This window comes from Micromonospora sp. NPDC005291 (assembly GCF_040607415.1).
In the GTDB taxonomy this organism is placed as follows: domain Bacteria; phylum Actinomycetota; class Actinomycetes; order Mycobacteriales; family Micromonosporaceae; genus Micromonospora.
This window is the reverse complement of record NZ_JBEXGR010000035.1, coordinates 1-13,367: the sequence shown is the minus strand read 5'-3', so window position 1 is coordinate 13,367 and position 13,367 is coordinate 1. Positions and strand designations below refer to the sequence as shown.

The 13,367-nt window shown below is 72.8% G+C and carries 15 protein-coding genes and 1 pseudogene; 8 read left to right on the top strand and 8 right to left on the bottom strand.

Features of this window, described 5'->3' with window-relative positions; genetic code table 11:
• Nucleotides 1-15: 15 nt before the first annotated feature.
• A complete protein-coding gene (locus ABZT18_RS30155) occupies nt 16-1,620 on the top strand; it encodes an ABC-F family ATP-binding cassette domain-containing protein (protein ID WP_354997259.1) in 1,605 nt (534 codons plus the stop codon).
• 30 nt (nt 1,621-1,650) lie between these two features.
• Here ABZT18_RS30155 and ABZT18_RS30150 read toward each other — a convergent pair whose 3' ends face one another.
• Nucleotides 1,651-2,250, bottom strand: a complete 600-nt coding sequence (locus ABZT18_RS30150) for a cadmium resistance transporter (protein WP_355253056.1) — start codon at nt 2,248-2,250, stop codon at nt 1,651-1,653.
• A gap of 216 nt (nt 2,251-2,466) precedes the next feature.
• Between ABZT18_RS30150 and ABZT18_RS30145 the strand changes: the two genes are divergently transcribed.
• The 3 genes from ABZT18_RS30145 to ABZT18_RS30135 all read left to right on the top strand — a co-directional run bounded on the left by ABZT18_RS30145 (nt 2,467) and on the right by ABZT18_RS30135 (nt 5,599).
• Complete coding sequence (locus ABZT18_RS30145; RefSeq protein ID WP_007462679.1) at nt 2,467-2,694, top strand: helix-turn-helix domain-containing protein; 228 nt, start codon at nt 2,467-2,469, stop codon at nt 2,692-2,694.
• Nucleotides 2,695-2,740: 46 nt separating this feature from the next.
• Entirely contained in the window at nt 2,741-3,508 is a 768-nt protein-coding gene (locus ABZT18_RS30140) for an enoyl-CoA hydratase/isomerase family protein (RefSeq protein ID WP_354997261.1), read from the top strand.
• Between the two features lie 114 nt (nt 3,509-3,622).
• On the top strand, nt 3,623-5,599 hold the full coding sequence (locus ABZT18_RS30135; RefSeq protein WP_354997310.1) for an ABC transporter ATP-binding protein: 1,977 nt from the start codon (nt 3,623-3,625) through the stop codon (nt 5,597-5,599).
• Between the two features lie 40 nt (nt 5,600-5,639).
• On the opposite strand, the gene ABZT18_RS30130 is transcribed toward ABZT18_RS30135, so the two are convergent.
• The 6 genes from ABZT18_RS30130 to ABZT18_RS30105 all read right to left on the bottom strand — a co-directional run bounded on the left by ABZT18_RS30130 (nt 5,640) and on the right by ABZT18_RS30105 (nt 9,824).
• Nucleotides 5,640-6,050: a hypothetical protein gene (locus ABZT18_RS30130; protein ID WP_354997262.1), complete on the bottom strand. Its 411-nt coding sequence runs from the start codon at nt 6,048-6,050 to the stop codon at nt 5,640-5,642.
• Between the two features lie 85 nt (nt 6,051-6,135).
• The gene (gene mug / locus ABZT18_RS30125; protein WP_354997263.1) at nt 6,136-6,720 is read right to left on the bottom strand and encodes a G/U mismatch-specific DNA glycosylase; all 585 of its coding nucleotides are present in this window, start codon (nt 6,718-6,720) and stop codon (nt 6,136-6,138) included.
• Nucleotides 6,721-6,749: 29 nt separating this feature from the next.
• Entirely contained in the window at nt 6,750-7,511 is a 762-nt protein-coding gene (locus tag ABZT18_RS30120; protein ID WP_354997264.1) for an SDR family oxidoreductase, read from the bottom strand.
• On the bottom strand, nt 7,496-8,089 hold the full coding sequence (locus tag ABZT18_RS30115; protein ID WP_354997265.1) for a hypothetical protein: 594 nt from the start codon (nt 8,087-8,089) through the stop codon (nt 7,496-7,498). Before ABZT18_RS30115 ends, ABZT18_RS30120 begins: the two co-directional genes overlap by 16 nt.
• Complete coding sequence (locus ABZT18_RS30110) at nt 8,086-8,904, bottom strand: DUF692 domain-containing protein (RefSeq protein ID WP_354997266.1); 819 nt, start codon at nt 8,902-8,904, stop codon at nt 8,086-8,088. Before ABZT18_RS30110 ends, ABZT18_RS30115 begins: the two co-directional genes overlap by 4 nt.
• Complete coding sequence (locus tag ABZT18_RS30105) at nt 8,901-9,824, bottom strand: TIGR04222 domain-containing membrane protein (RefSeq protein WP_354997267.1); 924 nt, start codon at nt 9,822-9,824, stop codon at nt 8,901-8,903. The genes ABZT18_RS30110 and ABZT18_RS30105 overlap by 4 nt, the downstream gene beginning before the upstream one ends.
• Here ABZT18_RS30105 and ABZT18_RS30100 point away from each other — a divergent pair.
• A pseudogene (locus ABZT18_RS30100) lies at nt 9,823-9,981 on the top strand (hypothetical protein); the annotation flags it as partial. The gene ABZT18_RS30105 and the pseudogene ABZT18_RS30100 sit on opposite strands and share 2 nt — an antisense overlap.
• Here the strand turns inward: ABZT18_RS30100 and ABZT18_RS30095 are convergent.
• On the bottom strand, nt 9,910-10,482 hold the full coding sequence (locus ABZT18_RS30095; protein WP_184176807.1) for a TetR/AcrR family transcriptional regulator: 573 nt from the start codon (nt 10,480-10,482) through the stop codon (nt 9,910-9,912). The pseudogene ABZT18_RS30100 and the gene ABZT18_RS30095 sit on opposite strands and share 72 nt — an antisense overlap.
• Nucleotides 10,483-10,558: 76 nt before the next feature.
• Between ABZT18_RS30095 and ABZT18_RS30090 the strand changes: the two genes are divergently transcribed.
• From ABZT18_RS30090 to ABZT18_RS30080, 3 genes are all read left to right on the top strand, one after another.
• Nucleotides 10,559-11,419, top strand: coding sequence for a carbon-nitrogen hydrolase family protein (locus tag ABZT18_RS30090; RefSeq protein ID WP_354997268.1), 861 nt, complete (start codon nt 10,559-10,561; stop codon nt 11,417-11,419).
• Nucleotides 11,420-11,485: 66 nt separating this feature from the next.
• A complete protein-coding gene (locus tag ABZT18_RS30085) occupies nt 11,486-12,130 on the top strand; it encodes an HAD-IA family hydrolase (protein WP_354997269.1) in 645 nt (214 codons plus the stop codon).
• Nucleotides 12,131-12,349: 219 nt separating this feature from the next.
• Nucleotides 12,350-13,282 carry an RIO1 family regulatory kinase/ATPase gene (locus tag ABZT18_RS30080; RefSeq protein WP_354997270.1) on the top strand — a complete coding sequence of 311 codons (933 nt, stop codon included), beginning with the start codon at nt 12,350-12,352 and terminating at the stop codon, nt 13,280-13,282.
• Nucleotides 13,283-13,367: the final 85 nt, after the last annotated feature.

Sequence of the window (13,367 nt, the reverse complement as noted above, 5' to 3'; positions counted from 1 at the left end):
AGCGAGCCCGAAAACATGATCACTGCCACCGGCCTGGAGTTGCGTGCCGGCTCCCGGATCCTGCTGTCCGACACCACGCTGCGCGTGCAGCCCGGTGATCGGATCGGCCTCGTCGGCCGCAACGGTGCCGGCAAGACCACCACGCTGAAGGTGCTCGCCGGCGAGGGGCAGCCGTACGGCGGGCAGATCGACCAGCGCAGCGCCATCGGCTACCTCCCGCAGGACCCGCGTACCGGCGACCTGGAGGTCACCGGCCGCGACCGGGTGCTCTCCGCACGCGGCCTGGACGTGCTGATGTCCCAGATGCAGGAGCTTGAGGCCCGGCTCGCCGAGGACACCGACGAGAAGCTGGTCCGCCGGTACGGCGCGCTGGAGGACCAGTTCGCCGCCCTGGGCGGGTACGCCGCCGAGGCTGAGGCCGCCCGGATCTGCGCCAACCTCGGCCTACCGGACCGGGCGCTCGCGCAGACCATCGGCACTCTCTCCGGTGGTCAGCGCCGACGCATCGAGCTGGCCCGGATCCTGTTCCGGGACGCCGGTGAGAACGGCGGTGGCATCCTGCTGCTCGACGAGCCGACGAACCACCTCGACGCCGACTCGATCACCTGGCTCCGCGGCTTCCTCGCCAACCACAAGGGCGGCCTGATCGTGATCTCCCACGATGGCGCGCTGCTGCAGTCGGTGGTCAACAAGGTCTGGTTCCTCGACGCCACCCGGTCCGTGGTCGACGTGTACAACCTGGGCTGGAAGGCGTACCTGGAGGCGCGCGAGACCGACGAGCGGCGCCGCCGCCGGGAGCGGGCCAACGCGGAGAAGAAGGCCGGCGCGTTGATGGCGCAGGCCGACAAGATGCGGGCCAAGGCAACCAAGACCGTCGCCGCGCAGAACATGGCCCGCCGGGCCGAGAAGCTCATCTCCGGCCTGGAGGAGGTGCGGGTCTCCGACCGGGTGGCCAAGGTGCGCTTCCCCAACCCCGCGCCGTGCGGCAAGACCCCGCTCACCGCGACCGGCCTGTCCAAGTCGTACGGCTCGCTGGAGATCTTCACCGACGTCAACGTCGCGGTGGACCGGGGCTCCCGGGTGGCCATCCTCGGGCTCAACGGTGCCGGCAAGACGACGCTGCTGCGGATGCTCGGCGGGCTGCTCACCCCGGACACCGGCGAGGTGCACGCTGGGCACGGCCTGCGGTTGGGCTACTACGCCCAGGAGCACGAGACGCTGGACGTGGAGCGGACCGTGCTGGAGAACATGCGCGCCGCCGCCGTCGAGCAGTCCGACACCGACCTGCGCAAGATCCTCGGCGCGTTCCTCTTCTCCGGTGACGACGTGAACAAGCCGGCCGGGGTGCTCTCCGGCGGCGAGAAGACCCGGTTGGCCCTGTCCACCCTGGTCTGTTCCGGCGCCAACGTGCTGCTGCTCGACGAGCCGACGAACAACCTCGACCCGGTCAGCCGGGAGCAGGTGCTCGACGCCATCGCGAACTACCCGGGGGCGATCGTCCTGGTCACCCACGACCCGGGCGCGGTGCTGGCGCTCAAGCCGGACCGCGCCATCCTGTTGCCCGACGGCGACGAGGACGCCTGGAGCGACGACCTGCTCGAGCTGGTCGAGCTGGCCTGATCGCGTCCGGACGGGCCGCTCGGCCCGTTCTCAGCCGAGCAGGTCGACCAGCCGGCCGAGCACGCCGGAGCTGACCAGGATCACCAGGCCGATGCCGATGAAGATCGTCGGCACCAGCCAGTGGCCGGCGCGCTCGACCAGCCGGACCACCTGGGGGCGCCCGCCCAGCCAGGCCCCGGCGGCGCACCACAATGCGATGAGCAGCACGAAGACCAGCAGGAACACCGCGCTGTCGGCCACGCCGAGGGCCCGGAACACGGGTACGTAGACGGCCACGTTGTCGGCGCCGTTGGCGATGGTCACCCCGGCCACACCGAGCATCCCGGTGACGACCGCCGGGGCCTCGTCCTCGTCGGAGCTCCGCAGCGCGCGTACGCCCAGCGCGATCGGCAGCAGACCGAGTAGCCCCGTCCACGGGTCCGGCACCACCAGAAGCCCGGCCGCGACCACCGCGCTGGCCAGCACGAGCGCGCCGATGCCGAGGTATTGACCGCCGACAATCTGCCAGGTGCGGGGTCGGCCGGTGGTGCGGGCCGCGACGAAGAACAGCGTCAGGATGACGATGTCGTCGATGTCGGTGGCGGCGAAGACCACGGCACCTCCGGCCGCGGTGCCCAGCAGGTCGATCACGACCGAAGGCTACGGGTCGTTGGCAACAGCCAGCGCACGGCAGTGGTACGCCTGGACGTCGCCGCGCGGCCGATCGCCAGGATCACTCTATCGGGAAGCTGACATTGCATAGCGTGTCGGTTGGCGAAGAGTTGATATCTGGCGCATGATCGTTCGAGGCGGTCTAATAGGTGGGACCGTATCCGAACCGCACAGTCTGGGACGTGAGGACACAGCATGGCAGCCACTGGCACAGCCACCAGCACTGAGAAGGGTCGCCGGATCGTCGGAGCCGAGCGTCAGACGCTCGCCAAGGACCTGGTAAAGCGGTACACCTCGGGGGAGAGCATCCGCGCGTTGGCGGCCTCGACCGGCCGTTCCTACGGGTTCATCCACCGAGTGCTCACCGAGTCCGGGGTGCAGCTGCGTCAGCGCGGCGGTGCCCGGCGCCGCAAGAAGGCGTGACCCGCCCCCCAGCGTCGTCCATCAGCGCCGCGCCCCGGGCCGCCCGGTGACCGCCGAGGCGACCGGGGTTCGGCTCGCCTGCGACGGGCCGGTTGCCACGGTGACGTTGTGCCGGCCCGACGTGCTCAATGCTCAGACGCCCGCGATGTGGCGAGCGATGAGCGACTTCTCCCGCGACCTGCCCGGCGACGTGCGGGTGGTGGTGGTGCGGGGCGAGGGGCGTGCGTTCTCTGCCGGCCTCGACCTCGCGGTTGCTGGCGCTTCCGGCCCGGGTTCCTTCGCGGAGCTGGCCACACTGCCCGAGCAGGAGTGTGCGGAGCGCATCGCGGAGTTCCAGGGCGGCTTCACCTGGCTGCACCGGCCGGACGTCATCTCCGTCGCGGCCGTGCAGGGCCATGCGATCGGCGCGGGCTTCCAGCTCGCGCTCGCCTGTGACCTGCGAGTGCTGTCCGCGGACGCGAAGCTGTCGATGGCTGAGGTGACCCTCGGTCTGGTGCCCGACCTGGCCGGCACGAAACGCCTCGTCGAGTTGGTCGGCTACGCACGGGCGCTGGAGATCTGCGCCACCGGCCGCCGGCTGGACGCCGCCGAGGCGGACCGGATCGGGCTGGCTACCCTTGTCGTGCCACCCGCCGAGCTGGACGGCGCGGTCCAGGACCTGACCGCTGGCCTGCTCTCCGGGGCCCGCGACGCGGTGGTGGAGATCAAGGCGTTGCTCGCCGGAGCGGCCGGGCGGTCGCATGCCGACCAGCAGCGCGCCGAGCGGGAGGCGCAGACCCGCCGGCTGCGTGACCTGGCTGGCCGGGGAGAATAGGTAAGGACCGCACGGGAAGATCCGGGTTACGACCGAGGTTGTCACAGTCGTCGGGAGAATTGACCTGACGGTGCGGTCTGCCCGATGACCCGGAGGTGAGCGGTGTCCAACCCGATGTCCGGCGGTGGCATGGCCGGATGGAGCATGCTCCGGTCGATGCGCAACCGCGACGAGGTCGCCGGCCACCGGCTCAAGCGCGGGGTGGCGCGGCGCATCGTGGCCTTCGCCCAGCCCTACCGGCGCGACATCGTCGTCTTCCTGGCCACCGTGGTGTTGGCCGCCATCATCGGCGTGGCCACCCCGGTGCTCGCGGGTGACGTGATCAACGCGATCAATCGGGGCGGCACCGAGGCGGGCCGACTGGTGGTGCGGCTGGCCCTGTTCATCGCCGCGCTGGCGGTCGCCGACGCACTGCTGTCGCTGGCCCAACGCTGGTATTCCGCCCGGATCGGCGAGGGCATCATCCTCAACCTGCGCACCCGGGTCTACGACCACGTGCAGCGGATGCCGTTGCAGTTCTTCACCCGTACCCAGACCGGCGCCCTGGTCAGCAGGCTGAACAACGACGTGCTCGGTGCCCAGCGGGCGTTCACCTCCACGCTGTCCGGTGTGGTCAGCAACGTCATCCAGCTGGTGCTCACCGCGGCCGTGATGTTCACCCTCTCCTGGCAGATCACCGCGCTCTCGTTGGTGCTGTTGCCGATCTTCATCATTCCGGCCCGCCGGGTCGGTCGACGGCTGGCCGACATCACCCGCGAGGCGTACAACCTCGACGCCAAGATGAACGCGACCATGACCGAGCGGTTCGGGGTGGCCGGTGCGCTGCTGGTGAAGCTCTTCGGTCAGCCCGACATCGAGGCCCGTCGGTTCGCCGGCCGGGCCGAGCGGGTCCGCGACATCGGCATCGAGTCCGCGATGTACTCCCGCACGTTCTTCGTGGCGATGCTGCTGGTCGCCTCGCTCGCGCAGGCGCTCACCTACGGTCTCGGTGGCTGGCTCGCGGTGACCGGCGGCGTCAGCGCGGGCACCGTGGTGACGCTCGCGCTGCTGCTCACCCGCCTGTACGGCCCGCTCACCGCGCTCTCCAACGTCCGGGTGGACGTGATGAGCGCGCTCGTCTCCTTCGATCGGGTCTTCGAGGTGCTCGACCTGAAGCCGGGCATCGTGGAGAAGCCCGACGCGGTGGCGGTGCCCCGGGGCACCGGCCGGGTCGACTTCCGCGATGTGCGATTCCGCTACCCGAGCGCCGCCGAGGTCTCCCTCGCCTCCCTGGAGGAGGTCGCCACGCTCGACCGGACCGTCAACGAGCCGGTGCTCAAGGGAGTCTCGTTCAGCGTGGAGCCTGGGCAGATGGTCGCGCTGGTCGGCCCGTCCGGCGCCGGCAAGTCGACACTGTCGATGCTGATCTCCCGGATCTACGACGTCACCGACGGGCAGGTGCTGGTCGGTGGGGTCGACGTGCGCGACGCGACGCTCGCCTCCCTGCGCGACGAGATCGGTGTGGTCACCCAGGATTCGCACCTGTTCCACGAGACGATCGCCGAGAACCTGCGCTACGCCAAGCCGGACGCCACCGACGACGAGATCTGGGCCGCGCTGGCCGGCGCTCAGGTCGCCGATTTGGTCCGGTCGCTGCCCGACGGGTTGGACACCACGGTGGGGGAGCGTGGTTACCGGTTCTCCGGCGGCGAGAAGCAGCGCATCGCGATCGCCCGGCTGCTGCTCAAGGCCCCGTCGATCGTGATCCTCGACGAGGCGACCGCACACCTCGACTCGGAGAGCGAGGCGGCGGTGCAACGGGCGCTGTCCGTGGCGCTGACCGGGCGGACGGCGCTGGTGATCGCACACCGGCTCTCCACGGTCCGCGACGCCGACCAGATCCTGGTCCTCGACGGTGGGCGGATCGTCGAACGGGGGCGGCACGACGAGCTGGTCGCCGTCGGCGGGCTCTACGCCGAGCTGTACCGGACCCAGTTCGCGGTTGCCGACTCGCCCACCCCGTTCGTCGACGCGACCGGCCCCGAGCCGGTGGTCATGCCGCTCGGCACCTACCGCGCCGACGAGGTGCTGCCGCCCGCCGCTGCCAACTGACGCTCAGCGGCCGGGCGGTCGACACCGGACTGATCTCGGATCAGTCGGCCACGAAAGCCGCGATCGTGCTGGCCAACGGCGTGCAGGCGAACAGACCGTAGGCGGCGGCGAGAGCGGTGGAGGCGACCAACCATCGACGCAGTCGGGTCGGGGGGCGGCGGCGTGTCGTCACCAGCACACCGACCCCGACGACCGCGAGCAGGATGCCGGGCACCGGCCCGAGCAGGGTGATGAAGAAGCCCGGCACGCCGAGCAGCCAGCCGGGCACGATCCAGGTCCAGGTCGGCGGGTACGGCCGGGGAGCCCACAGGTAGGGGATGACGGCTGCGGCGAGGTAGGCCGCCACGGTGTACAGCTGGACGGCGACGAGCGAACGGACCGGCCCAGTGGACGACTGGGCGTGGCTGGTCTCGTAGGCCGGACCCTGGGTCGTGGCGGGTACATCCGTCATGGTCACTCCGGTGTGCCGTGGTCGCGGTCTGCGGATGAGGGTAGATACGCCCGTGCCGCGGGACAAGCCTGTCGCTGACCACCGGTCAGAACGCTGCCACCCGCAACTCGTCGAACGCCAGGCCCAGGGTGACCGGAGTGAAGTGCGCGTTCAGGCCGCTCGGGTTGGGCAGCACCCACAGTCGGGCGCCGGCCAGCGACTCCGGTTGCGGCCCGAAGGTGGCCTTCGGCCGGCGAAAACCGATCCGGTACGCGGTCACCCCCACCACCGCCACCCAGCGCGGCCGGTACCGGGCCACCTTGTCGGTCAGGATCGCGGCACCGTCGAGGAGTTCCTCGGTGCTCAACTCGTCCGCGCGGGCGCTGGCCCGGGCGGCCATGTTGGTGATGCCGAGCCCGAGGGCGGGCAGCTCGTCCTGTTCGCTGGGGTGCAGCAGTCGGGGAGTGAACCCGCCCCGGTGCAGTGCGGGCCAGAACCGGTTGCCGGGCCGGGCGAAGTGCCAGCCCGTCGCGGCCGACCAGAGGCCCGGGTTGATGCCGACGAAGAGCACCGTCAACCCCGGCGCGAGGACGTCGGGGATCCTCCGGTCAGCGGCCGCCGCCAACTCCGCCCGGGTCGGCCGCGGATGCCCGGCAGCAGCACGGGCACGTCCGGCCTTCTCGGGCAGCACCGCAGGGGCATCTCGGGCCGGGTCGGGTGTCACAGCCCGCGCAGCGCGCCGCCGTCGACCGGCACGGTGAGACCGGTCAGGTAGCTCGCGGCGGGGGAGAGCACGAACGCGGCCACCCGGCCGAACTCGGCCGGGTCGCCGATGCGGCGCAGCGGAATACCGGCCTCCGCCTCGGCGCGGGCCCGCTCCGGGTCGCCGGTGGCGGCGAAGAGCTCCCGGTTGCGGTCGGTCAGGATCCGGCCGGGCAGCAGACCGACCACCCGGACCCCGCGCGGGCCGTAGTCGTCGGCGATGTCCTTGGCGGCCCCGACCAGACCGGGCCGTAGACCGTTGGAGATGCCGAGGCCGGGCACCGGGCCGCGGGCCGAGGTGGAGAGCACCAGCCCGATCGCGCCACCCTCGGGCAGCGCGCCGGCGATGGTGCGTACCGCGCGGATGGTGCCCAGGAAGACGGTCTCGAAGGAGAGCCGCCACTGCTCGTCGGTGATCGCCGCCGCGTTGCCCGGCGGTGGCCCGCCGACCGAGATCAGTGCGCCGTCGAGCCGGCCGAAGTGCTTCTGGGCCGCGGCGACGAGCTGCCCCGGGGTCTCCGGGTCGGTCAGGTCGGCGGTCAGCCCGACGGCCCGCTCCGGGCCACCCAGCCGCTGGGCGGCGGCGGCCACAGCGTCCGGGTCCCGGGCCGAGAGCACCACCCGCGCCCCGTCGGCGACCAGGCACTGCGCGGTCGCGTAACCCAGACCGCGGGAGGCGCCGGTGAGGACGTACACGCGGTCGGTCAGTCCGAGATCCATGAGGCCGATCCTGCCGCATCCGGGATGCCGTCGCCACCAACGGTGGACGCCGTCGGGGGACGCGGGGCGGGGCGCAGCAGGCGTACCCGCCCGGCGATCTGCACCGCGACGGCGCCGCCGGCGCGGCCCACCGCCGGCAACCGACGCGGACGCGGCTCCCGAAGCCCGTCGTAGCGCAGTCGGGCCTCCCGGACGGCCAACTCCTCGGCGCCCGGCGGAGGCAGCGCACGCTGTTCGTGCAGTGCGCGGGCCAGGTCCCAACCGTCGCGCAGTGACCCTGCGGTTGGTCGCTGGGCGGCCCAGTCGGCGAACGTCGTCGACCACCTGGCACCCAGGCCGGCGGCGAGCAGCGGCCAGTGCCGGGCCACCTCGCCGGCACGTTTGCGCAGCAGGGCCGCCCGGGTGACGGCCAGCTGGGCCGGTGCGAACCCCGGCGGTGGTGGTCCTCCGGCGACCAGCGTCGCGACCAGCTCCGCCTGGCGTTCGGCGAGCCCCGCGAGAGCGCCGGATGGAGGCGTGCCGGCATCGTCGCTCGGGGCGGTGCTGCCCACCGGGGCTCCGGCCGAGGGGGCGGTCATGTCACGGCCGGGAAGCCCGCGGCGGCGGCCAGGGCGTCCAGTTCGGCGCGGAGCTCGGCCGCCGGTGGATAGTGGCCGTCGCGTTCCAGCAGCAGCGCCGGTGGTCGCTGTCGGGCGCAGAGCGCGCCCACCAGCTCCAGCACCGCCGCCGGCACCGGGTCGGTGTGGGTGTCGTGGTAGAAACCGCCGTGCTCCGCACCGCCGGCCACGTGGGCGTACGCGACCCGCTCCAGCGGCAGACGGTCCAGCAACGCGAGCGGGTCGGTGCCCCGGTTGCGGGCGTTGGCGTGCACGTTGGCCACATCCAGCAGCAACAGCGCCCCGGTCCGGTCGAGGATCTCGGTGAGGAAGTCCGCCTCGTCCAACTCGTCGTCGGGCCAGTCGACCAGCGCGGCGATCGGTTCCAGCGCGATCGGCACCGGCAGCTCGGCCTGGGCCCGTGCCACATTGGCGCAGACCGCGTCGACGGCCTCCCGGCTGCGGGGCAGCGGCAGCAGGTGCCCGGCCTCCAGGCCGCCGGCCCGGACGAACGCGATGTGTTCGCTGACCAGCGGGGCGTCGACGCGTTGCGCCACCGCGGCCAGGTGGGCGATCCGGGCGGGGTCGACCGGCTCGGCGCCGCCGAGGGAGAGCCGTACCCCGTGCGGTACGACCGTCACCGCGCGCTCGCGCAGCTGCGCCAGGCCCGGCGGGAGCGGCCCGGACGCGGGCACCGCCTCGGCCACCACCTCGACGAAGCGCAAGCCGGGCAGGTCGGCCACGAACCCGGCGATCTCCGGACGCCAGCCGATGCCGACCCCGGATGGCCCGGTCATCCGCCGCACCCCCCGCCGCCGCAGCCACCTCCACCGCCGCAGGAGCTGCCGCCGTCTCCGCCGGAGCTGTCGCCTCCGCCACCCGACGAGCCGTCGGAGCCACCCGACCAGCCGCTGCCGGACGCCGCCTGGCGCTGGATCTCGGCCTGCTCGGCGAAGCCCGGGTCGAGCACCCAGAGCGAGGCGGTGCCGTACAGGGCCACACCCATCGCCGCGCCGGCCGCTCCGTAGGTGGCGTAGGCCGGCGTGGAGGCCGGCGCGAGGTGGGAGTGCTCGCGGCGCAGGCCGCGCAGCGCGGCCCGGCCGGCCCGGGTGAGCAGGGGCGCCCGGCGCAGCACCAGCGTGGGGCACAGGAGCGCGGCCAGGGTCAGCAGCAGGTAACCGACCGGGTGACCGCTGAACAGGCCGGAGACCAACCGGAGCACACCGAGACCCAGCAGGGCGATCAGGATCGTGCCCCAGAAGCGGGCGCGTGCGCGCTGCGTGTCGTTCGTCAGCAACCCGCGCTGCTCAAGGCCGTAGCGGGTCTGGTGCAGCGCGACGCGTACGCGCTCGTCCTGCGGCAGGTCCCGGACCCGCGAGTGCTGGTGGGCGGCCCAGAGGATGGCCTGCTCCAGCGGGGTGAGCCCGGTCGGCGCGGGACCGACGGTGGTCAGCCGGCGGTCCGGTCGCACGCCGATCGCGCCGCTACCGCGCAGCCCGCCGAGCGCGGCGTGCACGGCGAGTTGAGGCCCACCGTTGAGGTACGCGACCTGCTCCGGCCCGAGTGGGTCGGCCGTGGCAGCCGCGGGTCCGGCCGCGAGACGGATCCGGTGGTACACCGCGATCGCCACCACCACCGCGGCCGTCAGGAGGTAGTACCGGATGAAGGTCGGGCCCGGGATGCCCCAGGTGTCGCCCGACGCGGCGTAGACGGTCATCGACTGCTCCTGTCGCCGGAGGGATCGGCGGCCCCATTGTGGAGCAGCCTCGCCACGGTCGGCGTACCGGTGTGCGGGGGACCGCTCAGCGGCGGCGGACCGCCTCCTCGACCAGGTCGAGCACCGGGCCCAGGTCACCGGCCGGTCGGCCCATGGCCAGGTGCAGCACCAGGCCGTCGTAGGCCAACTCCAGGAACTGGGCCAGCACGTCGATCGGTACGTCCTCGCGTAGCACGCCAGCGTCGCGTTGGCGGGCCAGTCGGTCGCGGGTCGCCTCGGCGATCGCGGCGGACCGCTCCGCCCAGCGCCTGGCGAACGCCGGGTCGGTGCGCAGGCGGCGGGAGACCTCCAGTTGGCTGCCCAGCCAGCCGGTGGTGTCCGGGGAGACGGCGCGGGCGAGCAGGTCGCGCATCACCTGCACGAGACCGTTGCGGGCCACCGTCTCGACCATGGCCGCGGCGTCGTCCTCGGCGACGGCCAGGAAGAGCGAGTCCTTGTCGCGGAAGTGGTGGAAGATGGCGCCGCGGGACAGGCCGGTGGCCTCCTCGAGGCGGCGTACGGTCGCCCCCTCGTAACCGAGCCGGGCGAAACACGCCCGCGCGGCGGCGAGGATCTCCTGCCGGCGCGCGTCGAGCTGGTCCTGGCTTACTCTGGGCACGCGTCGATCGTTGCAGGTCACCCCGGGGCATGCAAACCGTACGTACGGCTTGGTTGTCGCCGACTACCATCGCCCGGTGACCCTGCCCCGTACCGTGCCCAGCGCCCCGCTGACCGTGGCCACCGTTCAGGCCACGCCGACGCCGGGTGACGTCGCCGGCAACGCGGTCGCCGCCGCCGACCTGATCCGCCAGGCTGGTGAGCTGGGCGCCCGGGTTGCCGTCCTGCCGGAGTTGTTCCTCTGCGCGTACCACCCGCCGGCCCTCGCCGCCGACCCGACCGGCACCGACTTCGCGGCCGACCCGGACGGGACGGTCGCGGATCCCCGGCTCGACCCGCTGCGCGCCGCGGCGCGTGAGGCCGGCGTCACCGCGTTGGTCGGCGCCGCCGCCCGGCACCCGGACGGCCGGCGGACCATCGCCGCGCTGGTGGTCGACCGGGCCGGCACGGTCCGGGTCGGGTACGACAAGCAGCAGCTGTGGGGCGACGAACGCGAGCTGTTCAGCGCCGGCGGTCGGGGTGCCACGCTGCTCGTCGACGACTGGCGGCTCGGGCTCGGCATCTGCTACGACGGCTGTTTCCCGGAGCACGGCCGGGCCGCCGCCCTCGACGGCGCGCACGGTTACCTGTGCCCCAGCGGCTACCTGGCCGGCTCTGAGCACCGCCGGGATCTCTACTACGCCGCGCGAGCCCTCGACAACACGATGTTCGTGGTGTTCTCCAACGCCGTCGGCGGTGTCGACCCGTGGCGGTTCAACGGCGGCGCGGCGATCTACGATCCGCAGGGACGGGTGCTGGCTCGGGGCGCCGACGACGGCACGGCGGTGCTGGTGGCGACGCTGGACCCGGCAGCGCTCGCGGCTACCCGGGCGGCCCATTCGATGCTCGCCGATCGGCTGCCGGACCAGGGCGGTCCTCGGGTGTCGATGTCCGGCTGAGCCCCGTCGTCAGGTCGATACCCGCCGGATCTGTTGGCGGACACGTCGGTCCCGTAGGGTGCCCGAGTGCCACTGCTCCTGCTGGACCTGGACAACACCCTGCTGGATCGGGCCGGGCCGTTCCGCCGCTGGGGTGAGCGCTTCCTGGACGGCATCGGCGCGCCCCCCACCGACATCGACTGGCTGGTTTCGATCGACGCCGACGGGTTGACCGACCGTTGGGATCTCGCCGACGCGATCCGGGACCGCTACGAGCTGCGCATCCCCTCGATCGACCTGGTGGAGGAGCTGCACGACGGGGTGGTGGCACAGACCCGGCTCGACCCCCTGATCGCCTGCGCGTTGCGGATCGCCGACGACGCCGGCTGGGTGCCGGTGGTGGTCTGTAACGGCACGGTACGCGTCGAGGACACCAAGATCCGCAGGACCGGCCTGGACCGCTACGTCGCCGACTGGGTGATCTCCGAGGAGGCCGGCGTCAGCAAGCCCAATCCGCGGATCTTCGCGCTCGCCGCCCAGCGGGTCCGGATGCCGCTGCGCGGCGCCTGGGTGGTCGGCGACAGCCCGGAGGCGGACATCGGCGGCGCCGCCGCGGTCGGGTTGCCCAGCGTCTGGCTGCACCGGGGGCGCACCTGGTCGGACGACCGGTTCGCGCCGAGCCACACCGTGGACGGGCTGATCGCCGCGGTCGCCACCGTGCTCGCCCGCTGAGGGTTCGCTGGCTGGCTGGCTGTCGCTCGCCAGGTCTCGCCGCTGTTCGGACGGCGGCTCGGTAAATCGGTTGACCGGCTGCCGTGGGGCGGCGAGCATTGTCGGCGCATGGTGCATCCCGGGCGTGTGCCCGGTCGAGGAGAGGGGGTCGGTCATGGCCGTCTCCGCAGGTCGCTTCCAGCCGCCTTTCTCAGCCTCGACCAAGGGAACCTCACCACAGTGCGTGATCATGACCTTCCGGCGCTGGAGCGCCGGAGCCGCGGCAAGAGCCGCTTCGACGACGACGAACCACAGTTTCTGAAGCGCGGGCGGCCCACCGAGCCGCCCGCAGACCCGGACAGTCAACCTGACCCGGACACCGGCGAGCGCTGGTCGTCCTGGGATGACGCCGTGCACGGGCCGCAGCCACACCCGGACTGGCTGATCACCGAGTTGGCCGCCAAGGACACCGAGCTGGGTGTGCTGAAGACCGGCAAGGAGGCGGACGTCCACCTGGTCCGTCGGGCGGTGCCCGACACCGACCGGTCCTGCCTGCTGGCGGTCAAGCGTTACCGCGCTCCTGAGCACCGGCTGTTCCACCGGGACGCCGGCTACCTGGAGGGCCGCCGGGTGCGCCGGTCCCGGGAGAACCGGGCGATGGAGGGCCGGACGGCGTTCGGCCGGCAGATGATCGCCGGGCAGTGGGCCGCGGCCGAGTTCGACGCCCTGGCCCGGCTCTGGGAGATCGGCGCCGGGCACGACCGGATCGCCGTGCCGTACCCGGTGCAGCTACGGGGCACCGAGCTGATGCTGGAGTTCGTCGGTGACGCCGAGTCGGGGCAGGCGGCGCCCCGCCTGGCCCAGCTGCGACCCGGCCCGGCCGAGCTGCGCGACCTGTGGGCCCAGTTGGTGGAGGCGCTGCGCGTGCTGGCCCGGGCCGGCTATGCGCACGGCGACCTGTCGCCGTACAACCTGCTCGTGCACCAGGGTCGGCTGGTCGTGATCGACCTGCCGCAGGTGGTCGACGTGGTGGCGAACCCGCAGGGGCCGGAGTTCCTGGCCCGCGATGTGCGGGTGGTCGGCGCCTGGTTCGCGGCACGGGGCCTGCCCGCCGAGCAGGTCGATCCCGGGACGCTGACCGGAGAACTGCTACGCGAGGCGGGCATCCGCTGATCGGAGCGGGTCGGCGCGACCACCGCGACGGCCGTCCAGTTCACCGGGCCGAACAGGGCGAACACCACCAGCGTCGTGCACCCCA